The 25,715-nt window shown below is 62.5% G+C and carries 23 protein-coding genes; 9 read left to right on the forward strand and 14 right to left on the reverse strand.

What is annotated here, in order from left to right; all coding sequences use genetic code 11:
• Positions 1 to 5 precede the first annotated feature (5 nt).
• On the reverse strand, positions 6 to 338 hold the full coding sequence (locus AC27VO_RS00860; RefSeq protein ID WP_488664817.1) for an STAS domain-containing protein: 333 nt from the start codon (positions 336 to 338) through the stop codon (positions 6 to 8).
• A 101-nt stretch (positions 339 to 439) separates the two neighbouring features.
• Here AC27VO_RS00860 and AC27VO_RS00865 point away from each other — a divergent pair, with 101 nt between their 5' ends.
• From AC27VO_RS00865 to AC27VO_RS00875, 3 genes are read left to right on the forward strand one after another with little or no spacing between them, the layout of a single operon-like run.
• Entirely contained in the window at positions 440 to 2,002 is a 1,563-nt protein-coding gene (locus AC27VO_RS00865; RefSeq protein ID WP_488664818.1) for a hypothetical protein, read from the forward strand.
• Complete coding sequence (locus AC27VO_RS00870) at positions 1,999 to 2,241, forward strand: EscE/YscE/SsaE family type III secretion system needle protein co-chaperone (RefSeq protein WP_488664819.1); 243 nt, start codon at positions 1,999 to 2,001, stop codon at positions 2,239 to 2,241. The genes AC27VO_RS00865 and AC27VO_RS00870 overlap by 4 nt, the downstream gene beginning before the upstream one ends.
• Positions 2,242 to 2,291: 50 nt before the next feature.
• Positions 2,292 to 2,525, forward strand: a complete 234-nt coding sequence (locus AC27VO_RS00875) for an EscF/YscF/HrpA family type III secretion system needle major subunit (protein WP_488664820.1) — start codon at positions 2,292 to 2,294, stop codon at positions 2,523 to 2,525.
• A 124-nt stretch (positions 2,526 to 2,649) separates the two neighbouring features.
• Here the strand turns inward: AC27VO_RS00875 and AC27VO_RS00880 are convergent, their stop codons facing one another.
• From AC27VO_RS00880 to purU, 3 genes are all read right to left on the reverse strand, one after another.
• Complete coding sequence (locus AC27VO_RS00880; protein WP_488664821.1) at positions 2,650 to 4,134, reverse strand: FAD-linked oxidase C-terminal domain-containing protein; 1,485 nt, start codon at positions 4,132 to 4,134, stop codon at positions 2,650 to 2,652.
• 142 nt (positions 4,135 to 4,276) lie between these two features.
• On the reverse strand, positions 4,277 to 5,197 hold the full coding sequence (locus tag AC27VO_RS00885; protein ID WP_488664822.1) for a LysR substrate-binding domain-containing protein: 921 nt from the start codon (positions 5,195 to 5,197) through the stop codon (positions 4,277 to 4,279).
• Between the two features lie 147 nt (positions 5,198 to 5,344).
• On the reverse strand, positions 5,345 to 6,193 hold the full coding sequence (purU, locus tag AC27VO_RS00890; protein WP_488664823.1) for a formyltetrahydrofolate deformylase: 849 nt from the start codon (positions 6,191 to 6,193) through the stop codon (positions 5,345 to 5,347).
• A gap of 53 nt (positions 6,194 to 6,246) precedes the next feature.
• On the opposite strand from purU, the gene AC27VO_RS00895 reads away from it, so the two are divergent.
• A complete protein-coding gene (locus AC27VO_RS00895) occupies positions 6,247 to 8,589 on the forward strand; it encodes a putative bifunctional diguanylate cyclase/phosphodiesterase (protein WP_488664824.1) in 2,343 nt (780 codons plus the stop codon).
• Between the two features lie 75 nt (positions 8,590 to 8,664).
• Here AC27VO_RS00895 and AC27VO_RS00900 read toward each other — a convergent pair whose 3' ends face one another.
• Positions 8,665 to 8,961, reverse strand: a complete 297-nt coding sequence (locus tag AC27VO_RS00900; protein WP_488664825.1) for a BTH_I0359 family protein — start codon at positions 8,959 to 8,961, stop codon at positions 8,665 to 8,667.
• Positions 8,962 to 9,113: 152 nt separating this feature from the next.
• Positions 9,114 to 9,926 (reverse strand): DUF3108 domain-containing protein, encoded by an 813-nt coding sequence (locus AC27VO_RS00905; protein ID WP_488664826.1) that lies wholly within the window; start codon positions 9,924 to 9,926, stop codon positions 9,114 to 9,116.
• Between the two features lie 129 nt (positions 9,927 to 10,055).
• On the opposite strand from AC27VO_RS00905, the gene AC27VO_RS00910 reads away from it, so the two are divergent.
• Complete coding sequence (locus AC27VO_RS00910) at positions 10,056 to 11,081, forward strand: fumarylacetoacetate hydrolase family protein (RefSeq protein WP_488664827.1); 1,026 nt, start codon at positions 10,056 to 10,058, stop codon at positions 11,079 to 11,081.
• Between the two features lie 156 nt (positions 11,082 to 11,237).
• A complete protein-coding gene (locus AC27VO_RS00915; RefSeq protein WP_488664828.1) occupies positions 11,238 to 11,840 on the forward strand; it encodes a cytochrome b in 603 nt (200 codons plus the stop codon).
• A 3-nt stretch (positions 11,841 to 11,843) separates the two neighbouring features.
• On the opposite strand, the gene AC27VO_RS00920 is transcribed toward AC27VO_RS00915, so the two are convergent.
• From AC27VO_RS00920 to AC27VO_RS00935, 4 genes are all read right to left on the reverse strand, one after another.
• Entirely contained in the window at positions 11,844 to 12,914 is a 1,071-nt protein-coding gene (locus tag AC27VO_RS00920; protein ID WP_488664829.1) for a DUF3108 domain-containing protein, read from the reverse strand.
• Between the two features lie 9 nt (positions 12,915 to 12,923).
• On the reverse strand, positions 12,924 to 14,612 hold the full coding sequence (locus AC27VO_RS00925; RefSeq protein ID WP_488664830.1) for an ABC1 kinase family protein: 1,689 nt from the start codon (positions 14,610 to 14,612) through the stop codon (positions 12,924 to 12,926).
• 102 nt (positions 14,613 to 14,714) lie between these two features.
• Positions 14,715 to 16,283, reverse strand: coding sequence for a sensor domain-containing diguanylate cyclase (locus AC27VO_RS00930; RefSeq protein ID WP_488664831.1), 1,569 nt, complete (start codon positions 16,281 to 16,283; stop codon positions 14,715 to 14,717).
• A 295-nt stretch (positions 16,284 to 16,578) separates the two neighbouring features.
• On the reverse strand, positions 16,579 to 17,586 hold the full coding sequence (locus tag AC27VO_RS00935; protein WP_488664832.1) for a zinc-dependent alcohol dehydrogenase family protein: 1,008 nt from the start codon (positions 17,584 to 17,586) through the stop codon (positions 16,579 to 16,581).
• 267 nt (positions 17,587 to 17,853) lie between these two features.
• On the opposite strand from AC27VO_RS00935, the gene AC27VO_RS00940 reads away from it, so the two are divergent.
• The gene (locus AC27VO_RS00940) at positions 17,854 to 19,128 is read left to right on the forward strand and encodes a class I SAM-dependent methyltransferase (RefSeq protein WP_488664833.1); all 1,275 of its coding nucleotides are present in this window, start codon (positions 17,854 to 17,856) and stop codon (positions 19,126 to 19,128) included.
• A gap of 75 nt (positions 19,129 to 19,203) precedes the next feature.
• On the opposite strand, the gene ycaC is transcribed toward AC27VO_RS00940, so the two are convergent.
• The 4 genes from ycaC to AC27VO_RS00960 form a co-directional block, all read right to left on the reverse strand.
• Positions 19,204 to 19,836: an isochorismate family cysteine hydrolase YcaC gene (gene ycaC / locus AC27VO_RS00945; RefSeq protein ID WP_488664834.1), complete on the reverse strand. Its 633-nt coding sequence runs from the start codon at positions 19,834 to 19,836 to the stop codon at positions 19,204 to 19,206.
• Positions 19,837 to 19,929: 93 nt separating this feature from the next.
• On the reverse strand, positions 19,930 to 20,802 hold the full coding sequence (locus AC27VO_RS00950) for a pirin family protein (RefSeq protein WP_488664835.1): 873 nt from the start codon (positions 20,800 to 20,802) through the stop codon (positions 19,930 to 19,932).
• 137 nt (positions 20,803 to 20,939) lie between these two features.
• Positions 20,940 to 21,863 carry a LysR family transcriptional regulator gene (locus tag AC27VO_RS00955; RefSeq protein ID WP_488664836.1) on the reverse strand — a complete coding sequence of 308 codons (924 nt, stop codon included), beginning with the start codon at positions 21,861 to 21,863 and terminating at the stop codon, positions 20,940 to 20,942.
• Positions 21,864 to 21,871: 8 nt separating this feature from the next.
• The gene (locus AC27VO_RS00960; protein ID WP_488664837.1) at positions 21,872 to 23,905 is read right to left on the reverse strand and encodes a molybdopterin-containing oxidoreductase family protein; all 2,034 of its coding nucleotides are present in this window, start codon (positions 23,903 to 23,905) and stop codon (positions 21,872 to 21,874) included.
• Between the two features lie 293 nt (positions 23,906 to 24,198).
• On the opposite strand from AC27VO_RS00960, the gene AC27VO_RS00965 reads away from it, so the two are divergent.
• A complete protein-coding gene (locus AC27VO_RS00965; RefSeq protein WP_488664838.1) occupies positions 24,199 to 25,350 on the forward strand; it encodes an ABC transporter substrate-binding protein in 1,152 nt (383 codons plus the stop codon).
• Between the two features lie 88 nt (positions 25,351 to 25,438).
• Positions 25,439 to 25,693: an acyl-CoA-binding protein gene (locus AC27VO_RS00970; RefSeq protein WP_488664839.1), complete on the forward strand. Its 255-nt coding sequence runs from the start codon at positions 25,439 to 25,441 to the stop codon at positions 25,691 to 25,693.
• Positions 25,694 to 25,715: the final 22 nt, after the last annotated feature.

Raw genomic sequence — 25,715 nt, forward strand, 5'->3', positions numbered from 1 at the left:
TGGGCTCAGACTTGGGCGCAGGCTTCATCCACCGTCGCGGTCACGATGAACAGCGCCAGGAAGCCACTCATATCAAACACTTCACGCACGATGTCTTGCAGGCCTGCCAAAGCCAGCTTGCCACGTGTCGCTCGCAGTTTCTTGGCCGCCAGCAACACCACGCGCAGGCCCGCCGAGCTGATGTAGTCCAGTGCCGTGAAGTCAAAGACCAAGCGCTGAGCACCGGCCGTCAAATGCTCCGTCAGGACGCGCTCCAATTCGGGAGAGCTGCTGCTATCGAGTCGCCCTACAGGGCGCAGGATCAGAATGTCAGCGCGTTGTTCTTGTTCCAGATTCATGGGTTGCCTTTGGTGCGTGTTAAACGGTGGCCGTACAGTTTTTGCAAACTGCTGAAATTGTATGGCTGCATGACGCTTTCTCAGCATCTGCAGGAGTGCGAATGTTGATGCCTGAAACAGTGCACGAGCCTGTGCACACGGAGCAGCCATGCTTGCAACTGCGCATCTTGGCGGGTGCCCATGAAGGCGCTTGCGTAGCGTTGTCCTTGGAAGATGCGCAAAGCGTGCATTTGTCCAATCACGGTGATGCAGACATCTGGATCACCGATGCGCCCTTGTTTGAGTCTGGCAATGCCTGGCTCTATGCCGATGCAAAGCGCTGGGTTCTTTTGCCTGATCCTGTACCCGCTACCGATGTGCAGTCCTTGGTGGGTGACCATTGGCAGGAAAAAGGTTCCACGCCTTTGGGAGAGGTCGTTTGGCTGGGGGATGTCTGTCTGGTTGTCTGTGATGCGCAAGCGCCTTGGCAAGATCCGTCCATTGGGGGGCGACCGAAGGGCTTGGCGGCAGATGTGGCGGTTTTTCACGAGGATGCAGACACGCTGCCGCTGCCACCCGCAGAACATGCGGCAGATATGCCGCCCCTTCATGATGGCGACAGCCTGATCGTCTTGCCGGATGCGAATGTCTCGCAGGGGCGAGCCGACGAACGCGGCGATGCGCCGGTGTACAAGGTCCAAGCAGAGGCGGTACACCAGAGTGCCGACGGGGCTGCTGGAAACAGCATCAAAAAATGGGTCGGGGTAGCCGCGGGCTTGATCTTGGTGTTGGCAGTAGCGGGTGCCGTGTGGTGGATGCAGTCGAGCCCAGCGCCTGTGACGTCGATTGCGGCTGCTGCCCCTGTTTCCGAAGCGCTGCAAAAGCAGCAGGTGCAGGAGGCGCGCCTGGTGATTGCCATGGTGGATCCAGGCCTGCGGCTGGAGATCAATCCCCTGGCACAAGGCGGGGTGCGTATCTCTGGCTGGCTGGCAGATCAGAGCAAGCTCGATCAAGTGGTTCAGACGCTGGCGACGTTGCGGCCTTTGCCGCAAGTGGCATTGCGAACCATGGCAGAGTTGAACGATGTGGTCCAGGAAGTGGGGCGCAGCCATGGTGTGCATCTGACGCTGCGGCCCCAGTCACAAAGCCGTGTGCAAGTGACTGGCGTGCTGTGGGAGGAGCCCAAGCGCAAGGAGATCATCCATGCGGTTCAGCAGCGCTTGCCAGCTGGCCTGCAACTGGTGGATGGCCTGTATGCCCCGTCAGCGCATGTGCCGGTTGTCACGCAATGGCTGGCTGGGCTTGGCCTGGATGTGCGCGATGTGGCGTGGAAAGACACATCGATGCAGCTGAATGTGCGTTTGCGCAATGGCCAGCGGCGCAGCTTGGAGCAAGCATTGCTACGCAGAGGCCACCCTCTGGAAGGTATTCCATTCAGGCTGCTCACTGCTGAACCGGCACAGGCCGGTGCCAGCGTGGGTGTGGTGCCGGGGCGCTTGTCAGCCAATGCACCGGGGGTGCCGGTCGCTGTACGTACCGTGGTCGGGGGCGTCCACCCCTACCTCATCACCTCGGATGGCCAAAAACTGCAACTGGGTGCGCAGGTGGGCGCATGGCGCTTGGTCAGCATTGCTTCAGACCATGTGCTGTGGGATGGCCCTCGGCGTCTGGAGGTCGCAAGGTGAATTTATTGCTACCGCCATTGGCAGAGGCTGGGAATTTCCCCGCCCTCAGCGATCTGGAAGAGCGCCTGCAAGGCGCCGAGCGCGAGCAGGTTTTGCAACAAACACGCCAGCAGATTCAGGAGATGCGGCAGCAGGTGGTCTGTCACATGCAGCAAGGCGCTTCTCTTGAAGAGTACCGCGTGCTTGAAGCGGTTCGAGATGCTTGTTTGGCAGCCTCTGAGCTCATTGACAGTCTGTAATTATTTCCCTAACTTAGGCCTCATAAGCCTAGCAACACGAGGAGTGCAAGATGATAGGTTCAGGATTGACGTTCGAGAGTATCAACTCCACGATCAGCAACGTGACGCAGACACGCGAAGCGCAATTGAAGCAAACGCTCAGCCAGCTGAAAGAACCCACGACCCAGGATCTGCTGCAGATGCAGCAAGAAGTGCAGCAGTGGAGCATGTTCACGCAAATTCAGAGCACGGTGGTCAAGGAAGTTGCGGACGCCATGAAGGGCGTTATTCAAAAATCCGCTTGATTCAGCGGGTGGCTTGCTGGCAGGCAGCCCTTTTCCAAGGGCCGCAGCAGGCTGCAGACCGCAGACCGCAGACCGCCTCTCGGTGCGCTGCACCTGGGCGGGTCTGCGCAGGTAGCACGGTGTCTTAAAAGCGCGGCAGGTCTGGGTGGCTGATCTGCCCGCCGCGCACCAGCATCTTGCCGTATTCGGCACAGCGGTTGTGGGTGGGAATCACTTTGCCGGGGTTCAGCAGCCCGGCCGGATCGAACGCGGCTTTGAGCGCAAACATCTGCAGGTTTTCTTCGGTGGTGAACTGGGTGCACATGCTGTTGAGCTTTTCTACGCCCACGCCGTGCTCGCCGGTGACGGTGCCGCCCATGGCCACGCTGGTTTCCAGAATGTCGGCGCCAAACAGTTCGCAGCGATGCAGCTCGTCTGGGTTGTTGGCATCAAACAGAATCAGCGGGTGCAGATTGCCGTCGCCAGCGTGGAAGACGTTGGCGCAGCGCAGCTGGTACTTCTTTTCCATCTCCTGAATCGATAGCAAGATATCGGCCAGGCGCTTGCGCGGGATGGTGGAATCCATGCACATATAGTCGGGGCTGATGCGGCCGCTGGCGGGGAAGGCGTTTTTGCGCCCGCTCCAAAAGCGCATGCGCTCTTCCTCGTTGTTGCTCACCGTGATGGCGGTGGCGCCTGCAGCCGTGAGCACCGCGCTCATGCGCCCGATTTCTTCTTCCACCTCTTCGGGCGTGCCGTCGCTCTCGCACAGCAAAATGGCCTCGGCCGTCAGGTCGTAGCCGGCTTTGACAAAGTCTTCGACGGCGGCGGTCATGGGCTTGTCCATCATCTCCAGTCCGGCCGGAATGATGCCGGCGGCAATCACGGCGGCCACGGCGTCGCCGGCTTTGCGCACGTCGTCAAAGCTGGCCATGATGCAGCGCGCCAGCTGCGGCTTGGGGATAAGTTTGACGGTCACTTCGGTGGTGACCGCCAACATGCCTTCGCTGCCGATCAGCGCGGCCAGCAGGTCGTAGCCGGGCGCGTCCAGCGCGTCAGAGCCAAATTCCACCGGCTCGCCCTCGATGGTGAAGCCTTTGACTTTGAGGATGTTGTGCACGGTCAGGCCGTATTTCAGGCAGTGCACACCGCCGGAGTTCTCGGCCACATTGCCGCCGATGGTGCAGGCGATCTGGCTGCTGGGGTCGGGGGCGTAGTACAGATTGAAGGGCGCAGCAGCCTCGCTGATTGCCAGGTTGCGCACACCGCACTGCACCACGGCCGTGCGGCTGTACGCGTCCACCTTCAAGATTTGGTTGAACTTGGCCAGCGACAGCGTCACGCCCATGGCGTGGGGCATGGCGCCACCTGACAGCCCCGTTCCCGCACCGCGCGCCACCACGGGCACTTGGATGGCGTGGCAGGCTTTGAGCACGGCCTGCACCTGCGCATAGGTCTCGGGCAGGCAGACCACCAGCGGGCGCTGGCGGTAGGCGGTCAGGCCATCGCACTCATAGGGCGTGGTGTCTTCGGCATGCCACAGCAGGGCGTGCGCGGGCACGTGCAGGGACAGGGCGTGTACCACCTCGGCTTGGCGGGTGGCGCGTTCGGAAAGGCTGGCGGTCGTCATGGTGGATGACTGTAGGGCAAGCCTTGCGCGGGCGCTGTGATTTTTTTGGCAAGACTGCGTGAAAGCGGCGCGTGCCTAGTGCGATGAAATTAAAAAAGGAGCTGTCAGCGCACGCTAGATAAGCGCTGGAGGCATATTTTGTTCACATTGTCTTGGCCAGCCATTCGGCGAAGGCCTGGCATTCCCAGCGGTCCATGCTGCCGGTGCGCCAGCACAGGAAGTGGGCGTGGGGGCTGGGCACTTCCAGATCGAACAAGCGCACGAGGGAGCCGTTGTCCAGCCACGGGGCGCCCAGCTTCAGGCGCACGGGGGCCACGCCCAGGCTGGCGGCAGCGGCATCGCACAGCAGGCCGACGTCGTTGAACTGGGAGCCTTCGGTTGGTTCGGCCCAGTCCAGACCGGCGGCCTGGAACCAGGGGCGCCAAGCTTCCAGCGGGCTGCGCAGCAGCGGCAGCTCCAGCAGGTCTTCGGGTTTTTCGATGGGGCCTTGCTGGCGCAAAAAAGCGGGGGAGGCGACGGGGGTGTAGACGTCGCGCGCAATTTCCTGGTGCTCCACGTCGGCGTAGTGGCCGACGCCGTAGCGCACCATCAGGTCAGCGTCTTCGGCCACCACGTCCAGCAGCGGGATGGCGACTTGCAGCGTCAGGTCGATCTCGGGGTAGGCCTCGGTGAACTGCGCCAGACGCGGAATCAGCATGCAGCGCGCAAACGTGGGCGTGACGGCTATTTTGAGCCGCGCGCGCCCGGTGGCCACGGGGTGGTTGGGGAAGCACTGCAGTGCGCCCAGGCCTTCGCGCACCTGTTGCAGGTAGTTCTGGCCGTCGGTGGTGAGGGAGAAATCCGTGCGCCCAAACAACTGGGTGCCCAGCACTTGTTCCAGCTGGCGCACGCGGTGGCTGACGGCGCTGGGGGTGACGCTGAGTTCTTCCGCCGTCAGCGTGACGCTGCGCAGCCGCGCCAGGGCTTCAAAGGTCAGCAGGCACTGGATGGGCGGAATGCGCCGGGCCGAGCGGCTGTCAAAAAAACGGGTGGGGCGCTGGCCGTTGTTGCGTGGCGTTGACATGGTCGGGCGGGCAGACGGGGAGGAAGACGCGTAATACTATGCTTTTAAAAGCAGCTAGCGCTTGTTTTTCTTGATTTTTCCAATGAAATGATCGGTAAATCAAGATTCAACAAGCGCTAGCTGCTTTGGTTTTGAGAGCGTTGCCGTTCAGCGGAACACCACAGTCTTGTGGCCGTTCAGAATCACGCGGCGTTCGCTGTGCCACTTTACGGCGCGGGCCAGCACCTGGCTTTCGGTGTCCTGGCCACGGGTGGTCAGGTCTTGCACGGTGTCGGTGTGGTCGGCGCGGGCCACGTCTTGCTCAATGATTGGGCCTTCGTCCAGGTCGGCCGTCACGTAGTGCGCGGTGGCGCCGATCAGCTTCACGCCACGCTCATGCGCCTGGTAATAAGGCTTGGCACCCTTGAAGCTGGGCAGGAAGCTGTGGTGGATGTTGATCGCCTTGCCCGACAATTTTTGACACAAGTCATTAGAAAGTACCTGCATGTAACGGGCCAGAACCACCAGCTCGGCGCCTTCCGCCTCGATAATCTCGAACTGCTTGGCTTCGGCCTGGGCCTTGGTGGCTGCGGTGACCGGGATGTGGTGGAAGGGGATGTTGTGGCTGGCTGCCAGCTGGTAGAAGTCGCGGTGGTTGCTGATGATGGCTTTGATGTCGATCGGCAATTGGCCCGAACTCCAGCGGAACAGCAAGTCGTTGAGGCAGTGGCCCTGGCGGCTGACCATGAGCACGGTCTTCATGCGTTCTGCCTTGGAGTGCAGGCTCCACTTCATGCCGTAGGTTTCGGCCAGCGCGGCAGTGGCTTCCTTCAGGGCAGCCAGGTCCGTGCTGTCGCAGTCAAACTGGACACGCATGAAAAACAGGCCGGTGACGCTGTCGTTGAACTGGGAGGCTTCTTCGATGTTGGCGCCTTGCTCCAGCAGAAAGCCGGAGACGGCATGCACCAGGCCGCGTCGGTCTGGGCAGGAAAGAGTAAGAATATAGGCTTGGGTCATAGCGCAGCAATTGTCGCAGCATGGCCGGGACTGAGAGCGAATTGAGGGAATACATGCAACAAGAGGGCGCAGTCCCGCACCTGGCACCATGGCGTGCGCTGGTTCTGTATCTGGCTGCAGGCTTGCTGTGGTTTGGTGCGGGCGACTTCATCTTGCCACTGCTGGTGGAGGATCACGCGCTCCATATTGCGCTGCAGCGCGCACAGGATTACGTGTTTGTGCTGCTCTCTGGCTGTCTGGCAACCTGGCTGGTGTGGCGCGCCTTGCGTGCCGAGCAGCGCCGGGTTGCGGCGCGCCAGGCCTTGGCCCAGAGCGAAGAGCAGCTGCGCTTGGCCTTGGATGGCAGCGGCAACGGCATGTGGGACTGGGACATGGTGCGCAAGATGCACACGTTCTCGCAAGGTGTGGCCAGCATGATGCGCTATACGGGCGACAGCTTTGCCCGTGACTTCCGCTTTCGCCCGCGTATTCACCCGGAAGACCGGGCCATGGTGGGCCGGGCGGCTCGCTTGGCACTGGCGACCGGAGAGCTGTTCACCGTCACAGCCCGCGTGCAGTGTTTTGATGGCACCTACCGCTGGTTTGAGGCGCGTGGTACCCGCCACCTGGATGCCTGGGGCAAGCCCGTGCGCTTTTCCGGCATCATTGCCGACAAAACCCAGCAGCGCCAGGAAGAGGAACGCCTGCGGCTGGCTGCGGCGGTGGTGGACAACACGGCCGAAGGCATTGTGGTGACCGATGCCCACAGCCACATTCTGTCCATCAATACGGCGTTTTCACGGCTGCTGGGCTACGAGCCAGCTGAGCTGATTGGCCAGCGCCCTTCCGCATTCAAGTCGGGCCGCCACGACAAGGCGTTCTATGACGATATGTGGGCCAGCCTGCACCGTACCGGCCACTGGCGCGGCGAAATCTGGAACAAGCGCAAGAATGGGGAAGTCTTCCCGGAGCGCATGTCGCTGAGTGCCGTCAAAGACCCGCATGGCCAGACCACGCATTACGTGTGCATGTTCACCGACATCTCTCAGGAAAAGCAGCGCGAGGAGCAACTGCAGTTTCTGGCGCACCGCGATGCGCTGACCGGTTTGTCGAACCGTGCGTGGTTTGTGCAGGAGCTGGAGCGTTCGGTGGAGCAGGCCGCAGCGGGGCGCGACAAGCTGGCGGTGATCTTGCTGAATCTGGATCGCTTCAAAGACGTGAATGACAGCTACGGCCATGCCGTGGGCGATGAGGTGCTGCGCCACATAGCCCGTAAGGTGCAGTCGGCGCTGCGCCCGGGGGACCTGATCGCTCGGATGGCGGGCGATGAAATCGTGGTTCTGGCGCGCCAGTTGGTGCGTACCGAAGATGCTTCTGAGATTGCTGAGCGCCTGATCCAGGCGGCGGCCGAGCCTTGGAAGTCTCCGGATGGCTTTGCCGTGGTGGTGAGCGTGAGTGCCGGTATTTGCTGCTACCCCCAGCATGCGCAAAACGCGGCCTTGTTGGTGCAGGGCGCGCATGCAGCGGTGTATGGCGCCAAGGAAGGCAAGGGCGACAGCAATCTGTGGTGCTTCTTCAACGAGGACATGACCCATGCGGCGCGTGAGCGCATTGCCCTGGAGTCGCGGTTGCGCCATGCCTTCGCGCAGGGGCATCTGCAAATGTTCTACCAGCCGCAAATCGATATTGCCTCGGGCCGCATCATTGGATGCGAGGCATTGATGCGCTGGTTCGACCCCGTGGAGGGCATGATTTCTCCGGCGCGCTTCATTCCGGTGGCGGAAACATCGGGCCTGATCGGCCCCATCGGCGAGTGGGCACTGCAAGAAGCCTGCCGCCAGGCACAGGCCTGGTGCGACCAAGGGCTGCCCGCCATTTCCATGGCCGTGAATGTGTCGCTGCACCAGTTCTTGCTGACCGATATTGTGGGTTGCACGCGCAAGGCGCTGGGGTTGTCGGGCTTGCCTGCAGAGCGCCTGGAGCTGGAAATTACCGAAAGTGCACTGGCTGAGCGCCCGGATGAAGCGCTGACCGTGCTGAGCCATCTGAAGCAACTGGGTCTGCGCCTGGCGATTGATGACTTTGGCACGGGCTACTCATCGCTGGCGCATCTCAAGCGCTTTCCGATTGACTTGCTCAAAATTGACCAGAGCTTTATCCGCGATATTCCCCAGAGCGCCGATGACATGGCCATCAGCCATGCCGTGATTGCCATGGGTCAGAGCATGGGCAAGCAGGTGCTGGCGGAGGGCGTGGAAACCGCGGCCCAGCTGGAGTTTTTGCGCCAGCATGGCTGCAACTATTACCAGGGCTATTTCTGCAGCAAACCGTTGCCTGCGGCGGAGTTTGCCTTGTTGCTGCAGGGCGAAGCACAGCGCTTGCCGCATGCGGGGCAGAGCAGCACGGTGGTCATGTAAACCGCCAGTTGCCCAGTAAAAAGAGGCCCATCAGGGCCTCTTTTTGTGTGTGGGGGGTGGTACTTCGTCAGTGCTTCAGTGAATCAACACCGGGTTTTGTGCGAGCTGGGCGTAGCGCTCCAGGGTGTCCTCCACCTCTTCCTCGCTGGGCGATTCGCGCTGCCATTCCTGGATGATTTGCTGAAAGAGTTCGGCCCAGGAGCCATCCAGGTACACCTCTTTGCCCGAACGCTTGTCCACAATCTCAAAACCGTGGCGAGGCAGCGCAGGCGCAGGGGTGGCTCCGTCAGCCAGTGTCACTTCTGTGGGCAAGCCGAGATCCGGCTTGAGATGGAGCACCACAAAAGAATCCGAGTCATAAAGCATTTGCATGGTGATCCTCCTTTCTTGCCGGGTGTGCTGCAGTGGCACTGTGATGCCAGATCAGGGCGCAACCGGCCGTTTCAAGGTGCATGAAGGGATTGCATGCCAGCTCAGTATTCCATGAATGGCCCAACCGTGTGCTGCCACCCCGTCAGCAGAGCTTAGGGCTTGCTGTGGGACTGCAGCTTCAGGTCCAGCTCGTCGCGGCCGCCGTCTTCCACCATGCGAATGCGCACGGGGAGGTACTGCAGGCTGGGTGCCAGCCACAATGCGGATTGCAGGCCATCGGCATCACTGCTTTCGGCATGGTGCTCCAGCTTGAGTGCGGTCATGGTGCCCGCAGGCAGCTGCAGGTTTTCAGTGCCGCGGACGGTGAATGTCCAGGGCGCTACGCGGCTGCTGCTGGCCGCTTGCACGGTGATTTGGGTGCCTGTTGGGTATTGCCTGGGAGCGGCGGCAATCATGCCGGCCACTTGAAAGAACACGCTGATGCGGTCCTGGGTGCCCAGCACCAGCGGCGCAGACTCGTTCCCCCGGCTGAAGCGAATCTGGCCAGCCTGGGTATCAAACGTGGTGCTGTGCTCTTTGCGGCTGCGGTCCAGAAAGATTTCAGGCTGCAGGCCGTGAGAGCCGATAGCGCCCACACTGGCCTGGCGGCGGCTGCCCACCACGGGGATTTGCACCTCCTGGGCAGCTTCATAGCGCTGGCCTTGCGGCAGCCAATCGAGTTGGGCCTTGGTCTGGTAGGGCAGGCTTTTGATTTTGCCTTGTACCGAAAACTGCATGCGCGCAGCCTCTGGTGCTCGCCAGGCTGGCGTGCTTTTGCTCAGCTGGCCTTGGGCGTTGCGCACGGTGATGGGCGCGGTGTCTGCCGGCTGTGCGTGTGCGCTGGCAGCAGCCAGCACCAAGGCCAGCGTCAGGCTGCGGGGCAGGTGGTGCAGGCGAGCGCTGCAGGCCAAGGAGCGTAATGGCATAGGTGAACCTTAGAATTTGTGGCATACACCGTGGGCGGCTTGCAAAGCGGCCCACCCCAGTTCTTCTATTTTGGCAGCAGCTTTTGTCGGCTGCGGCTGTATGGCCTTGCGGTCAACACTTCTTAGCCCATGAAACTTGCTACTTACAAAGACGGATCGCGCGACGGTCAGCTGATCGTGGTCTCCCGCGATCTGCGTTTGGCCCATTACGCCACGGGGATTGCCTCGCGCATGCAGCCGGTGCTGGACGACTGGGCGTTCATTGCCCCGCAATTGCAAGACCTGTATACCCAGCTGAATGCTGGTCGTGCGCCCCATGCTTTTGCATTTGACCCTATGCAGTGCATGGCACCGCTGCCTCGCAGCCACCAATGGCTGGAGGCTGCGGCCTACCCCTCGCACCTGGCATTGACGCAGTCCGCGTGGACACTCAGCCTGACAGAGCCTACGTTGCGCCAGGGCACTGGCGATACGTTGGTGGGTGCATGTGATGAGGTGGTGCTGGCCAGTGCTGCCATGGGTATGGACTTTGGGGCTGGCCTGGCGGCCATCACCGCTGATATTCCCATGGGTAGCACGCCGGAGCAGGCGCTGCACGGTGTGCGCTTGCTGATGCTGAGCAACACCTTGTGCCTGCGGCATTTGATGCCGGATGCACCGGGGCATGCATGGAGCAATGTGCAAAGCTGGCCCGCCGTGGGGATGAGTCCGGTCGCTGTCACCGTGGACGAGCTGGGCGAAGCATGGCGTGCCGGCCGGGTGCAACTGCCGCTGCACAGCAGCGTGAACGGGCGCAAAGTTGGGATGTGTGAGGCTGGGGAAGACATGGCTTTTCACTGGGGGCAGCTGCTGGCCCAGGCAGCGAAAACGCGCAGTTTGTCGGCGGGCACCCTCATGGGCACAGGGGTGGTGAGCAATGTCGGCACCGACAGCGGCAAGGGTAAAAACCAGCGCACGGACTGGCCACGTGGCTACCACAGCATTGCCGAAAAGCGCGCCATGGAAGTACAGCAAAGTGAGGCGGCGAGCACGGGCTATCTGCAGTTTGGGGACACGATACGTATCGAAATGAAAAACAAGGAAGGTCACAGCATTTTTGGTGCGATTGATCAAACCATTGTTTCTCCGCTGGGCGACGGCAGCAGCGAATCTTGAGCATGTAAAAGCTGTCTAGCCCTTTTAGGTCAAGCGCTTTTAGCTCTTCTTTTGTGATTGCTGAAGGTCGTGCATGGCGGTGCGGCATCACTGTGCGACCACACGCTGCTTTGTTAATGTGGCACGCAGCAAGACATCACTCACAGGAGGAAATGCATGGTGCGTGTATCCAGCGATAGCCATATGCCAGCGGTTTTACATATCCCCCCCAATGTGTGGCGCGATACGCCACAGCGCTATGGCCGTATTAGCCGTTGGCTGCATTGGGGCATGGCTGTGTTGATGGGCTGGCAGTTCGCCGGCATGGTGGCTAAAGTCAGTTTGGGGCGTGATGCTGCGTTGACCCAGCTGCTGGCAGGGGCGCATGCCAACCTGGGCTTGCTTCTGCTGTGCCTGCTGCTGGTGCGGCTGGTCTGGGCCTGGGTGAACAGCGGCCGCCGCCCTGACAAGGGGGAAGGCCTCTGGGGCATGGCCGCATGGTTGGGCCATATGGCGCTGTATCTGTTGATGCTGGTTGTGCCGCTGCTGGCGGTGCTGCGCATGTTGGGTAATGACCGCGCCTTCAGCTGGTTTGGATGGATCGTTCTGAACAATGGCACATCGGACAAGGTGGAGTGGATGATTGCCCCTGCCCGCGCCGCCCACGGCTGGCTGGGGTGGCTGTTGCTGGCGTTGATCGCCGGCCACCTGCTGATGGTGCTGGTGCACCGTGTAGGCCTGAAAGACAACGTGCTGCAGCGCATGCTGGGCCGTGTCTGACGCTTATTCCTTGAGCGAAAAATCCATCACATCCCCATTGGGCTCTGCCATGTGAATGCGCACCGGCAGATAGCCCTGCTGGGGACTGACCCACAGCTGGGCCGTTTCATCGTCACCGGCCTGGGGCTGGCGCTGCAAGCGCAGCGCGGTGTGCGGGCCTGCGGGCAGCTCCAGGGACTCTTGCGCTTCGACCACAAAAGTCCACATCTGCAGGCTGCGTGAGCCTAAGGTGGGAATCGTGATGCGGGTGCCGGGTGCGCGCAGCGCAGGCATGGTCTGCAGCATGGCGGCCAGTTGCAGAAAAACGCTCAGCCGATCCTGGGTGCCGGGCCCAATGGCGGCGGCTGGGCGCTCCGGCGAGAATGTGGCCTGCTGGGTGTCCCAGTTCAGCTGCGCCGCACGGCGCTTGGCAAAGCGGCGATCACTAAAGGTGTGTGGCTGCAGCCCCTGTGCAGTCCACAGACCACTGCTGGTTTGCTCCATGGAGCCCAGTAAAAATGCGCTGACGGACTGCCGTGCCTGGTAGGTATTGCCGTCAATCACCCACTCCAGCTCTGCTTTGGCGTGGTATTCCATGCCTTTGACAAAGCCGAGCACCTGAAAACGTAGCTGTGTGCGCTGCTGCAGTGCCTCGCTGACTGCTGGGAGGTCCAGCGCGACGCTGTGGCCTGTGGCATCGTGCACCGTCAGAGCCGGGCCGGTGCGCACGGCAGCTGCTGGCGTCGTGGTGGTTGCTGGTAGTGCGTCTTCTGCAGGAACGTCGTCTGGTACGAGTGGTTCCATGACTGGAGGTGCTGCCGACGCTTCAGTGGGGGCATCCAGCGCCGGTGCAAGGGGCTGTGTGGGTTGTGGCCGTGCAGGTGCTGCTTTCTTGGGGTGTGGCTGCTGCGCTGCGGGTGGAGGCGGCGGCGCGGGTGGTGCGATCACGGCAGGGGTGACCCACACGGTGTCCATGTGCGCGGGGCTGTCCGGGGGGGCAAGGTGCAGCGGGGTGTGCCACGGCCAGGGGCTGAAAATGACGGCCCAGTGCGCAGCAGCAACACCAACCGTGGTGGCAAACACAAGATGGCGCATGCGGATCGCTTAATCCAGGGCTCTTTGGCGGCGCATGGTCATCACCAAAACGGCCAAGCTGATGATGGCTCCCAGACCGCCTAGCACGGGGAATACGGGAATGCCAAACAGGCGCACATTCCACGCCAGCAGCGTCGGCCCAATGCCCAGAATGAATGCCCCAGCCACTACGGCCAGCGACAGCCGGGTGGCTGCCCGCTCCAGTGCGGTCGACACGCGGTGCAGGTGGCGCACTTCCATGTCGACCCCGATACGCCCTTGCTTGAGGCGGTACATCAGCAAACGCAAGGTTTTGGGCACATCGGCCGTCATCTCGTACATCTGCATGACCGCGGCACGCTGCTCGCGCAGCAAGCGGCGGGGAGCGTAGCGGGCACGCATTTGCTCGGCAACCAGCGGCTTGGCGGTGGCAATCACATCAAAGTTCGGGTCAAGCTGCAGCAACACGCGGTCGGCGGTGATCAGTGCCTTGAAGAGCAAGGCCATGTCTGCAGGCAAGGCAATCTGGGCCTCGCGGGCCAGATCCATGAATTCGCTGATGGAATCACCCAGGCGCAGCGGCCCGTTGTCGCGGCGCGCGATATAGCGCTCAACCGCCGATTCCATGCGGGCGATCTCTACCCGGGTGTCCCCTGTCCACTCCAGCAGCATCATGACCAGCCCATCGGCATCGCCCTCCACCATCGCGCGCAACAGCACCAGAAACTGGTCGCGCCGGTGCGGCGAAAGGTGGCCGACGAGGCCGAAATCGAGAAACCCGACGCGATTGCCTTCCAGGGCAAAGACATTGCCGGGGTGCGGATCCGCATGAAACAGCCCATCACGCAGCACCATGTGCAAGAACGCCTGTGCGCCGCGCTGGGCCAGCAGCGGCCCGTGGAAGCGGCCATCGCTGCTGGCCAGGTTGGCGGGTACGCCATCCAACCAGTCCTGCACCAGCAACTGCGGGGTGCTGAGTGGCCACAGAATGCGCGGAATGCAGATCTCGGCTTGCTGCGCAAAAGCATCGGCCACGCGCTCGTTGTTGCGTCCTTCGATGGTGAAGTCCAACTCTTCCTGCAGGGCGTCACCCACTTGGCGGGCTACGTCGACCGGGCGAAAGCGCTCGAGCTGCGGAAAACTGTCTTCCACCATGGCGGCCACGTGGCGCAGCAGGCGGGCATCCGCTTCCAGCCCGGCTCGAATGTCAGGGCGCTGCACTTTGACCACCACTTCGCGCAAGGAGCCATCGCTGCGTTGCACCTGGGCACGGTAGACCTGTGCGATCGAGGCTGCAGCCAGCGGTGTGGGGTCAAAGCGGGTGAAGGCCTGGTCAATCGGCATGCCCAACTGCTGGGCGATGTGGGGCTGCATCACGCTCCACGGCAGCGGTGTGGCCTGGTTGTGCAGCTGTTCCAGGGCCTGGGTCCATTCGGCGGGGAGCAAATCCGAGCGGGTGGCCAGAATCTGCCCCAGTTTCACGAAGGTGGGGCCAAGTGCTTCGATGGCCATGCGCACGCGCTCTGGGCGGCTGGTCTGGGCAATGGGGTGGTCCGCATCGGCATTGGCGGCACGGTGTTCACTGCTGGTACGCCACTGCGCCCAGCGCGATAGGCCCAGGGTTTGGACAACATCGGCCAGCCCAAAGCGCAGCAAGGTGCCCACAATTTCTTGCAAGCGGGCGCGGTCTCGCACGGCAACAACGGCAGTCTGCAGCATAGGCCTCTCAGTCACTGGTGATGCCTGCCAGCATAAACCTTTGCGCAGGGTGGTCGCGTCAGAGACCGGCGCACATGTTCCGCACGGGCAGCCGGTGCGGTTTCAGGGGGCAGGGGGCTCCTGTGCCTGAATGCCGTATACCTGCACCTGGTTGCGGCCGTTGCGTTTGGCGGTGTAGAGCATGGCATCGGCCTGCTTGAACACGGTGGGAATGTCGGCATCGCCATCGGGCCAGCTGGATACACCCAGGGAAATGGTGATGTGCCCCACCGTGGGCAAGGCGGAGGCTTCCACCAGCAGGCGCAGGCGTTCGGCCACCTGGGCCGCCACGTGGCGCGGTGCGCCAGGCAGCAGGATGGCAAACTCTTCCCCACCCAGGCGGCAGGGCATGTCATCGGTGCGGCAAACGTCGCGCATCTGCTGCGCCAGCTGCTGGATCACGGTGTCGCCCACGTCGTGGCCAAAGCTGTCGTTCACCTCTTTGAAGTGGTCAATGTCGATGGCCACGACCGAAAACGGCGTGCTGCCGGCAGCTAGGCTGTCCAGCGTCACGTTCAGGTGGCGGCGGTTGCTCAAACCAGTCAGGGGGTCGGTGTGTACATCCTGGCGCAGTTTGGTGATGTTTTTGTGCAGCAGGCTCAGGCCGACCAGCATGGCTTTCTTCAGCTCATGGGCCTCGTAGTACCAGGAGTGCACCGACTGGATGGTCTGCACGGTATCCGCACGGTCCATGGTGTGGGCCCCATTGGCCAGCTGGCGCAGCGGCTTGGCAATGCGGCGCGCGCCCCACCAGATCAGCAACAGCAGCAGCAGAGTCAGCGGTAGCGTCTTGTAGAGCATGGTGCGCATCAGCGCGTCCAGTGGCTCCAGGGTGGCGCTGGTGGGGCGCTGGGTGACGATGCCCCAGCCGGCAATCGGCACGGGCGCGTAACCCGCCAGCATGGGAATGCCCTGGCTGTTGGTGACAGCGGCGCGGCCGGCCTGACCGGCCACGACCTGGTCGATCACGGTGTTGCCGGTGATGATTTGGCCCACGCGTTCGTGGTTCGGGTGGTAGATGATGCGTTTGGTGTTGTCCACCACGTACAGGTAGGAGCCATCCTGGTAGAAGTGCTTGCCCAGCAGCTTGTCCAGCATGCTTTCCTGCTTCAAGTAGATGCTGCCGCCCACCGCGCCCAGGTACTCGCCCTGCGGCGAAAAAATGGGCTGCGAGATGAAGATGATCAGATTGCCCACCACGGACATATAGGCCTGGCTGATCACTGGCGCCTGGGTGCGCAAGGAGTCCTGCACGGGCATGCTGTTGAGCGTGCGGCCTTTGATTTGCAGCGTTTCTGGTGAGGTGGCGAGCACCGTGCCCTGGGCGTTGAACACGGCCACGGAGTTGAAGCTCTTGGTCTGCAGGCGCAGGCGTGTGGCTTCGTCCAGCAGCGTGCGCTCGTCATCCATGTGCGGGGCCAGCCGCTGGGCGGTGTAGGCCAACTGTTGCAGGGTGAACTGCAGAAAGTCCTCGGTACTCTGCGCCAGTTTGCGCGCGTAGGCGGCATTGCCTTCCTGGGTGGTGTCGATCAGTTGCTGGCGCTGTACCGCATAGCCCGCATAGAAGGTGTTGGCGAACGGCAAGAGGGCGCTGCACAGCGTCAGACCCAGAATGAGGCGGCGTAAATCCATGGCGGAGCGGCAAAGGGAGCGGGCTTTGCCAGGCAAAAAGGTGAAAGGGGCCAGGCGGCGGGTGGGCCATGGCGGTATGCGCCGGAGGTCCCCGGCCTGCTTCGCCCCAGATTGCCCGCAGTCGTGGCGGATTATCGGGCGTGCGCGGGCCTCGCAGTGTCAGCTTGTTGCCACGCCAGGGGGCGGGTGCCGTGCCACCGCGGCATGGCGGCGACCCTGGGTGACGATGGTTCAAGCACAAAAAAGGTGTTTTGGCCTTGCTGCGTATGCGGTATGTGCTTTGATTTTTGAAGAATCAAATGTCCACGCAGATCTTGCCGAAGTGCTGGCCCGTCTGCTGGTGCGCAAATGCCTGGGCCAGTTGTACCAGCGGGTAGTGGCGGTCGACCACGGGCTTCCAGCCAAACTGCTCCAGCGCACGCACCATGTCTTGTTGGTGCTCGCGGCTGCCCACAATCAGCCCCTTCAACGTTTGCTGCTTGGCCATCAGCTCCACCGTGGGCACGCTGCCGGCAAAGCCGGTGAGCACACCAATCAGCGCCATATGACCGCCCACCGCGCAGGCGCGAATGGACTGAGGCAGGGTGCCGGGGCCACCCACTTCGACCACGATATCGGCCCCGCGCCCGCCTGTTGCGGCCAGCACGGCGTCGCCCCACGCAGGGGTGTCTTTGTAGTTGATGACGATGTCTGCGCCCAGGGCTTTGAGCTTCTCTGCCTTGGCTGCGTTGGAGGTGGTGGCGATCACGCGGGCACCCATGGATTTGGCCATCTGCAGCGCAAAGATGGAGACGCCGCCGGTGCCCAGTACCAGCACCGTGTCGCCCGCCTGCAGCTGGCCATCGACCACCAGCGCACGCCAGGCGGTCAGGCCGGCCGTGGTCAGCGTGGCGGCTTCGGCGTGGCTCCAGCCCGCAGGTGCATGGGTGAAGGCGGTCGCAGGCATGGTGACGTGCTCACGCGCAAAGCCATCCACACCATCGCCGGGCACGTGCTTGAAGTCCGACGGCACATGGCGGCCCGCCAGCCACTGGGGAAAGAAGGTCGAGACGACAGCATCGCCCACGGCGAACTCGCTCACGCCAGCGCCCACGGCGGTGACGACACCGGCGCCATCAGCCATGGGAATGCGGCCATCCGCGGTGGCACCGGGGCGGCTGGCCACCAGCAGGTCGTGGTAGTTGAGCGAGCTGGCGTGCACGCGCACCTGTATCTCTCCGGTCTGCGGCGCGGCAGCAGCGGGCAGGTCCACCAGTTGAAGTCGATCGAGGCCACCGGGGGCGGCAAGTTGTATGGCTTTCATCACAGTCTTTGGTCGGCACGGTTCAGATCAACCGGGCCCCAAGAATACGGCGGGATGGCGCTAGGGGGCCGGTTGCCGCTGCAAAGACCGTGCGAAAAATGGCGGTTGCTTGCAAGCATCTTTTGGCCATTTTGACTATATGGTTAAAGGGTGCACTGCTCATATTTTTATTTTTTCTGCAAACCAAGAAATCAAATCTGCCTTGCAGACGTGGGCACTGACTTCGAAGCAGAAGCGGTGCCCAAAGAAGGCAAAAAATGCCGGGTTATGAAAAATAAGCTCACCGATTTAGATGCCCGGTTGGCCGCCTTGCCTGTGAAGGTGAGGGTGCAATTGCCGGACGGTAAGTGCCTGGGACCCGAGTCCGCAGATGTTCGTATCACCATCCGCTCGCCCATCGCCTATCTGGCGCTGATGGAGGGTCGCATGGGCGATCTTGGCAGCGCTGTGGTCGAAGGTTGGGTAGACCTCGAAGGCAATATGCACGACGTGATTGCTGCGGGCCGTGGTCTGCTGGAATCGGACCCCACCGCCAACACGGAAACAGACCCCAACTGGTGGAGCAAGACGGTGCACCGCGCACGTTCGCTGGCGCTGCACACGCTCGAACGTGATGCCCAGCAGATTCAATTCCACTACGACTTGTCGGACGACTTCTTTAAGCTGTGGCTGGACCCCTGGCGTGTCTATTCCTGCGGTTACTACCGCGAAGCCGACATGACACTGGCGCAAGCCCAGGAAGCCAAGCTCGATCACATCTGCCGCAAGCTCGACCTGCAAAAGGGCGAGCGCATGCTGGACATCGGCTGCGGCTGGGGTGGCTTGATCGTCTGGGCGGCCAAGCACTATGGCGTGAAGGCCAAGGGCATCACCCTGTCCAACAACCAGCACCACTATGTGACTGAACTGATCGAGCGCGAGGGCCTGCAAGGCCAGGTGGTCGTTGAGTTGCAGGACTACCGCAAGGTGCCCGATGAGCCTTTCGACAAGATCAGCTCGGTGGGCATGTTCGAGCACGTGGGCCGTGCCAACTTGCCCGAGTACTTCCAGACCGTGCACAAGCTGCTCAAGCCCGGTGGCATGGCGCTGATCCACGGTATCACCGCTGGCAATACCGCGAACTTGCAGGTGGGTGCGGGCATGGGTGACTTCATTGAAAAGTACATCTTCCCCGGTGGCGAGTTGATGCACGTGAGCGCTGTCCTCAAAGACATGGCCGAAGGCGGTCTGGAGATGGTGGATACCGAAAACCTGCGTCCCCACTATGCCCGTACGCTGTGGGCTTGGTCGGATACGCTGGATGCCCGCTTGGACGAAGCCCGTGCTGTGCTGGTCAAGCAGTGGGATGAGGAAAAGGCCGATCGCGTGATCAAGGCTTACCGCCTGTATCTGGCTGGTTGCGCCATGGGCTTTGAAGAAGGCTGGACCGCGCTGCACCAGATGCTGTGCGTGCGCCGTGATGGCAACATTCAAACGGGCGCTATCACCGGTGCCCAGTCGGCTTATCCCTTCCAGCGCAAGTACATGTACGAACAGCGTTAATCGCGCATTGGGTCAATGCATGGAAAAAAACCGCTACAGCGCAGGCTGTAGCGGTTTTTTTGTGCATATGCAGGCTTACTTTTGTGCCGTCATCATCGCGTGGCTGGTCATCAAATTGCGGTAGTCGGGGATGTGGTTGCTGAACAGTGCGCCCAGTCCTTCGACGTCATTGCGCCAGTCGCGGTGCAATTCACCGGCGGCGCCAAACCAGGTCATCAGCTGGGCGCCAGCTTGTTCCATGCGGCTCCATGCGGCTTTTTGCGTCATTTCGTTGAAGGTGCCAGACGCGTCGGTGATGACAAACACGTCATAGCCCTCAGCCAGTGCAGACAGCACGGGGAATGTCACGCACACTTCGGTGACCACGCCGGCCACGATCAGCTGCTTCTTGCCAGTGGCCTTCACGGCTTTGACGAAGTCTTCATTGTCCCAGGCATTGATCTGGCCAGGGCGGGCAATGTAGGGGGCGTTGGGGTGCTTTTCCTTCAACTCGGGTACCAGGGGGCCGTTGGGGCCGGTTTCAAAGCTGGTGGTCAGGATGGTGGGCAGCTTGAAGTATTCGGCCATGTCGGACAGGGCCAGTACATTGTTCTTGAACTTGTCGGGATCAATGTCGCGCACCAGGGACAGCAGGCCGGTCTGGTGATCGACCAGCAGCAGAGCGGCATCGTTCTTGTCCAGGCGGACATAGGGCTTGCGTTGGGACATGGAATGCTCCTTGAACAGTGAGGGAAAGTGGGCAAAAGCGCCCGGATGCACCCCTTGGCAGGGGCACAAATCAGAAAAACATGGCCGTGCCGCCTAGGCGGCCGCAGGCATTTGCCCAAAGCGGCCGGCGTAGAAGTCGTCAAAGGCCTGCGTCAGCTCCTGGCGGGTGTTCATCACGAACGGCCCTTGGCCTGCGACGGGCTCGAGGATGGGGGCACCGCCCAGCACCAGCACCATGGCGTCGGTGCTGGCCGCCAGTTGCAGGCCATCGCCATCGCGTGACAGCTGGGCCAACTGGCCGCTTTGCAGCGGTTGGCCATTCACTTCCACCGTGCCGCGCACCACCATCACCATCAGCGTGTGGTCTGCGGGTAGTTGCAGGTCGGCTTCTGCGCCGTGGTGCAGGCGTACATCCCACACATTGATGGGGGTGTGCGTCAGGGCCGCGCCGGCGTGGCCGTTGTAGTCACCCGCAATCACGCGCACCTGCCCGGCGTTGTCGGGCAGCGCAATCTCGGGAATGTTGGCTTGCGTCAGGGCCTGGTAGCGCGGCGCATCCATCTTGTGTGCAGCGGGTAGGTTGACCCACAGCTGCACCATCTCCAGCACGCCGCCACGGCGGGTGAATGCCTCGGAGTGGTATTCCTCGTGCAGCAGGCCACTGCCTGCTGTCATCCACTGCACTTCGCCGGGGCCGATGGTGCCCCCGGCGCCTGCGGTGTCGCGGTGGCTGACTTCGCCTTCGTAGACGATGGTCACGGTCTCAAAGCCCCGGTGCGGGTGGGCACCGACGCCTTGGCGCACGTTGCTGGCCGCAAATTGGGCGGGGCCCGCGTAGTCCAGCATCAAAAAGGGGCTGATGCGGCTGCCGTGGCGGTGGTAGTCAAACAAAGTCCGCACGGGGAAACCATTGCCCACCCAGTGCTGTGCGGGGGGGCTGTAAATGCTTTGTACGGTTTTGAGCATGGTCGACTCCTGTTGGACAGCGCAGCGAAGGTGCCGCGCCCTGAGGAGTACTTTGCCAGTGCAACGATGAAGGCGGTAGCGTGCAAAAAAAGGCTGCAGCGTTCTATTTGGAGAACGATGGCGGTGCCTGTGCGGCGCTAGGCGGGGTGGTCGGCGAACTCTTGGGCCAGAAAGTCCAGCAAGGCGCGCACCGCGGGCAGCAGGCCGCGGCGTGAGGGAAACACCGCGTGCACGATGGCGGCGGGGGGCTGCCACTCGGGCAACAGTTGCACGAGGTGGCCTTGAACCAGATCGGGCTGTACCAGGGCCGTGGGTAACTGCGCCACACCGGCGCCCTGGCGTGCGGCCCGCCACAGGGCAATGCGGTCGTCGGTCACCATGCGCGGGGTGGTCAGAATGCGGGCCTTGGCACCGTCCGGGCCTTCCACGTCCCAGGTGTAGCCGCGCCCGCCTTGCAAGGAGCCCAGGCTGGGCCATTCACCCACATCCGCAATCGTGGGCAGACCGCCCATACGCTCCACCAGGGCGGGGCTGGCGACCAGGCACTGGCGGCTTTCCCCCAGCACTTTGAGCACCAGCTCGCTGTCTTCCAGCGGCGGAAAGCGCACCCGGATGGCCAGATCCAGTCCTTCCTGGATGACATCCACACGGCGGTTCGTGCTTTCAATGTGCAGCTCTACCTCGGGGCACTGTGCCATGAAGCGGCCCAGCGCATCGCCCAGGTGGTAGTCCAGCAGCGCGGTGGGGCAGGACATGCGCACCACGCCGCGGGGCGAAGTCTGGGTGTTGGCGATCAGGGCTTGCGCGGCTTCGGCCTCAACCAGCATGGCCACGCAGCGCTGGTAGTAGGCCTGGCCCACCTCGGTCACGGCAAAGCGGCGGGTGGAGCGCTGGATCAACCGCACGCCCAGGCGCTCTTCCAGCAGCGCAATGCGGCGGCTGAGCTTGGATTTGGGCTGGTTCAGTGCCCGCCCGGCCGGGGCAAAGCCCCCGTGTTGCACCACCTGTACGAAGAAGTACAGGTCGTTGAAGTCCATCGAGGCAGGGAATTGGAACGACATGGCGGGCCCTAGGCGTGGCGGACGACCTGTACCGCACAGTCGTAAAACGTGGGTGCGCGGCCGATGTCGGTCAGCCCCTGGTGCGTCAGCTCATTCACATTGGTGCCATTGGCCCCGTCCTTGCGCCACCAGATGCCCAGGCCCACCACCACGCCTGCACGGGCACGGCCATTCACGGCGGCGTGGCACAGGTGTTCGCCACGGTCGTTGAACACGCGCACCATGTCCCCGTCGGCAATGCCGCGGGCCGCGGCATCGTCCGGGTGCATTTCCAGCTCCGGGCGGCCCTCGATGTGGCGCAGGGTCTTGACGTTCACAAAGGTGGAGTTCAGGAAGTTGCGCGCGGGCGGAGAAATCATGGCCAGCGGGTACGCTGCGCTCCCACTTTCATAGTTGCTAACGTAGTCTGGTAGTGGGCTGATGCCCATTTTTTCCAAAGCCGGGCTGAAGAACTCACACTGGCCCGAAGGGGTGGCAAAGCCGCCGTGCGCAAACGGCGCATCGGGCAGGTCTTGCTGGGCAAAGCCGTGCTGCAGCAACTGGGCAAAGTCAATGCGGCTGCCTTCCAGGGCTTGGCGGCACAGGGCTTCGTCACTGTCCTGAAAGTGTGGCGCGGCAAAGGCGCTGTCGTAGCGTGCCATCTGGGCGGCCAGTGCGCGGAAGATCTCCGCATTGCTTTGGGCCTGCCCCACGGGTGTGATGGCGGGCTGGTTGAGCAGCACGTCGGTGTGACCGTAGCTGGTGTGGATGTCCCAGTGCTCCAGCTGCGTGGTGGCGGGCAGCACGTAGTCGGCGTGGTCGGCCGTGTCGGTCATGAAGTGCTCAATGACCACGGTGAACAGGTCTTCGCGGGCAAAGCCCTGGACCACCTTGGTCGAATCCGGTGCCACGGCCACGGGGTTGCTGTTGTAGACCACCAGGGCCTCAATCGGCGCCTGGGTGTCGAGCAGTGCATCGCCAATCGTGCTCATATTGATCAGGCGCGGGCGGCGTGCGCCCAGCAACTGCGGCATATGCAAGCGCGCACGGTTGGTGGGTGCGTGTGAGGACGACGACAGCAGCAGCCCACCCGCGCGGTGGCGCCAGGCGCCAATCAGTGCCGGCAGGCAGGCCACGGCGCGCACGGCATTGCCACCACCGCGTGCGCGCTGCATGCCGTAGTTCAGGCGGATGGCGGCAGGCTGGGTGGTGCCGTAGTCGCGCGCCAGCTGGGTAATTTGTTCGACGGGCAGGCCGCAGACTTGCGCAGCGCGCTCGGGCGGCCATTCCAGCGCGCGGGCCTTGAGTTGCTCCCAGCCCAGGGTGTGCTGGGCGATGTAGTCGTGGTCCAGCCAGTCGTGCACGATCAACTCGTGCATCAGTGCCAGCGCTAGGGCTGCGTCGGTGCCGGGCAGCAGTTGCAGGTGTTCGTGGCATTTGTCGGCTGTCTCCGACTTGCGCGGGTCAATGCACACCAGCTTGGCGCCATGACGCTTGGCTTCCTGTGCAATGCGCCAGAAGTGCAGATTGCTGCCGATTGAATTGCTGCCCCAAATCAGGATGAGCTGGCTCTCTGCAAAAAACTGCACCTGCATGCCCAGCTTGCCGCCGTAGGTGTGCATCAGCGCTTCACTGCCCGCACTGGCGCAGATGGTGCGGTCCAGCAAGCTGGCGCCCAACTGGTGGAAAAAGCGCCGGTCCATGCTCTCACCCTGCACCAGACCCATGGTGCCGGCGTAGCTGTAGGGCAGGATGGCTTCCGGATTGCGCTGGGCCACGGTGTGCAGACGCTGGGCAATGTCGCTCAGGGCTTCGTCCCAGCTCACGGGGGTGAACTGGCCGCTGCCCTTGGGGCCGCTGCGCTTGAGAGGGGTGAGCACCCGTTCCGGGTGGTAGGTGCGTTCCGGGTATTTGCTGACCTTGGCGCACAGCACACCGCCCGTCATCGGGTGCTGGGCATTGCCCTGTGTACGGGTGGCCACGCCATCGACCACGGTGGTGACGAGCGCGCAGGTGTCGGGGCAATCGTGCGGGCATGCGCCCAGAACGGTCAGGTCAGACATGAGAAAGCCAATTCAGAGCCAAGCAATAAGGCTTGGGATTTAAGCATGTGCACAGCGGCTGTGGCGGCCCGGGATGCCGGAAGTTGTAACGCATGCAGGGGCGTTGTCGTGCGTGGGCGGGGCCTGTTTGTGTTGTTTTCCGGCGCTGGAGTGCATGGTTGCGCAGACTTGCACCACGCCAGGCATTCCTTTTATGCAGGGCTTTTCCTATGATTTCACATTAGGTGACAGTTGGGCGTGTGGCCCTGCCGCGTAGGGCGCGCAGAACAAAAAACATGAGGGAGTTCATCGGTATGCAAGAGAAAGTCTGGAATCGGCGTGCTTTTGGCAGCGCCGCATTGAGCGCGGCCACCATCGCCGCATTGCCACGCGCCTGGGCGCAAGACGGTGATCGCATCGTGCTGGGCCAGTCCTGCGCCATGTCGGGGCCGAATGCGCAGCTGGGTCTGGACTACCACCAGGGCGCCAAGCTGTTCTTTGAGCGCCTGAATGCACAGGGCGGTGTGGGCGGTCGCAAGATTGAGCTGCGGGCGCTGGACGATGGCTACGAGCCCGCCCGTTGCGCTGACAACACCCAGCGTTTGATTGCCGATGGCGTGTTTGCGCTGTTCGGCTATGTGGGCACGCCAACCAGTGTGGCCGCGCTGCCGCTGGTGCAAAAGGCGCGCATTCCGTTTTTTGCACCGCTGACAGGGGCCGGGGCGGTGCGCCAGCCCAAGCTGGCGGGTCTGGTGTTCAATGTGCGCGCCTCGTATGCGGACGAAACGGCGCTGATCGTGCGCCAGCTTACGCAGCTGGGCCTGAAAAAAGTAGCGGTCTTCTACCAGAACGACGACTACGGTCGCTCGGGCCTGGAGGGCGTGAAGGCCGCGCTGGCGCAAAGCGGGCTGGAGCCGGTGGGCACGGCCACGGTGGAGCGCAATTCGGTGGACGTGGCCAAGGCCGTGGCCACACTGGTGCCGCTGGCACCCAATGCGATTGTGCAAATCACTACCTACAGCGCCAGTGCCGCCTTTGTGCGCGCGGCGCGCAAGGCCGTGTATGGCGGGCAGTTCATGAACGTGTCGTTTGTGGGCACGCAGGCGCTGACCAAAGCGCTGGGCAGTGAGGCTGAGGGCGTGGTGGTCTCGCAAGTGATGCCATCGCCGTTCAAAAGCTCCACCCCCATGTCGCGCAAGTATGTGGAGGCGCTGCGCGCTGCCGGGCAGGAAGAGACGGCCAACTACTCTGGCCTGGAAGGCTTTTTTGCCGCGCATGTGCTGAGCGAAGGCCTGCGCCTGGCGGCTGGCAAGGGGGACCTGACACGCACAGGGCTGGCCACCGCACTCAAGGGCCTGGATGGCGAGCGGCTGGACGGCTTTACGCTGGACTTCCACAGCCAGCAGGCGCGCCAGCGTTTTGTGGAACTGTCGATGCTGACCGGCACCGGCAAGGTGCTGGTGTAAAGGGGGCGGGCAGTTCTGCGAACGATCGTGCTTTTTTGGCGATTTTTGGCTACACTGCCCTCCATACCAACCATAAGGAGACCGGCGCATGTCCGACCTGAACGCAACGTTTGAAGAAGCCGTCAAGAATTCCACCTCGCTGAGCGAGCGCCCTGACAACGCCACGCTGCTGAAAATCTACGCGCTGTACAAGCAAGCGACCGAAGGTGACAACGAGGCCAAGAAGCCCAGCTTCACCGACATGGTGGGCCGCGCCAAGTGGGATGCGTGGGAAAAGCTCAAGGACACCACGCTGGACGAAGCCAAGCAGCAGTACATTGACCTGATCAATTCGCTGCGTTAAACCCAGCGCACGCACCATAAAA

The organism is Comamonas sp. 14P8.1.4, assembly GCF_057799285.1.

Bases quoted from the DNA above. Each gene is read 5' to 3' on its own strand.
- AC27VO_RS00860 (WP_488664817.1), bottom strand. From the start codon at position 338: ATGAATCTGGAACAAGAACAACGCGCTGACATTCTGATCCTGCGCCCT.
- AC27VO_RS00865 (WP_488664818.1), top strand. From the start codon at position 440: ATGTTGATGCCTGAAACAGTGCACGAGCCTGTGCACACGGAGCAGCCA.
- AC27VO_RS00875 (WP_488664820.1), top strand. From the start codon at position 2,292: ATGATAGGTTCAGGATTGACGTTCGAGAGTATCAACTCCACGATCAGC.
- AC27VO_RS00880 (WP_488664821.1), bottom strand. From the start codon at position 4,134: ATGACGACCGCCAGCCTTTCCGAACGCGCCACCCGCCAAGCCGAGGTG.
- AC27VO_RS00885 (WP_488664822.1), bottom strand. From the start codon at position 5,197: ATGTCAACGCCACGCAACAACGGCCAGCGCCCCACCCGTTTTTTTGAC.
- purU (WP_488664823.1), bottom strand. From the start codon at position 6,193: ATGACCCAAGCCTATATTCTTACTCTTTCCTGCCCAGACCGACGCGGC.
- AC27VO_RS00895 (WP_488664824.1), top strand. From the start codon at position 6,247: ATGCAACAAGAGGGCGCAGTCCCGCACCTGGCACCATGGCGTGCGCTG.
- AC27VO_RS00900 (WP_488664825.1), bottom strand. From the start codon at position 8,961: ATGCAAATGCTTTATGACTCGGATTCTTTTGTGGTGCTCCATCTCAAG.
- AC27VO_RS00905 (WP_488664826.1), bottom strand. From the start codon at position 9,926: ATGCCATTACGCTCCTTGGCCTGCAGCGCTCGCCTGCACCACCTGCCC.
- AC27VO_RS00910 (WP_488664827.1), top strand. From the start codon at position 10,056: ATGAAACTTGCTACTTACAAAGACGGATCGCGCGACGGTCAGCTGATC.
- AC27VO_RS00915 (WP_488664828.1), top strand. From the start codon at position 11,238: ATGGTGCGTGTATCCAGCGATAGCCATATGCCAGCGGTTTTACATATC.
- AC27VO_RS00920 (WP_488664829.1), bottom strand. From the start codon at position 12,914: ATGCGCCATCTTGTGTTTGCCACCACGGTTGGTGTTGCTGCTGCGCAC.
- AC27VO_RS00925 (WP_488664830.1), bottom strand. From the start codon at position 14,612: ATGCTGCAGACTGCCGTTGTTGCCGTGCGAGACCGCGCCCGCTTGCAA.
- AC27VO_RS00930 (WP_488664831.1), bottom strand. From the start codon at position 16,283: ATGGATTTACGCCGCCTCATTCTGGGTCTGACGCTGTGCAGCGCCCTC.
- AC27VO_RS00935 (WP_488664832.1), bottom strand. From the start codon at position 17,586: ATGAAAGCCATACAACTTGCCGCCCCCGGTGGCCTCGATCGACTTCAA.
- AC27VO_RS00940 (WP_488664833.1), top strand. From the start codon at position 17,854: ATGAAAAATAAGCTCACCGATTTAGATGCCCGGTTGGCCGCCTTGCCT.
- ycaC (WP_488664834.1), bottom strand. From the start codon at position 19,836: ATGTCCCAACGCAAGCCCTATGTCCGCCTGGACAAGAACGATGCCGCT.
- AC27VO_RS00950 (WP_488664835.1), bottom strand. From the start codon at position 20,802: ATGCTCAAAACCGTACAAAGCATTTACAGCCCCCCCGCACAGCACTGG.
- AC27VO_RS00955 (WP_488664836.1), bottom strand. From the start codon at position 21,863: ATGTCGTTCCAATTCCCTGCCTCGATGGACTTCAACGACCTGTACTTC.
- AC27VO_RS00960 (WP_488664837.1), bottom strand. From the start codon at position 23,905: ATGTCTGACCTGACCGTTCTGGGCGCATGCCCGCACGATTGCCCCGAC.
- AC27VO_RS00965 (WP_488664838.1), top strand. From the start codon at position 24,199: ATGCAAGAGAAAGTCTGGAATCGGCGTGCTTTTGGCAGCGCCGCATTG.
- AC27VO_RS00970 (WP_488664839.1), top strand. From the start codon at position 25,439: ATGTCCGACCTGAACGCAACGTTTGAAGAAGCCGTCAAGAATTCCACC.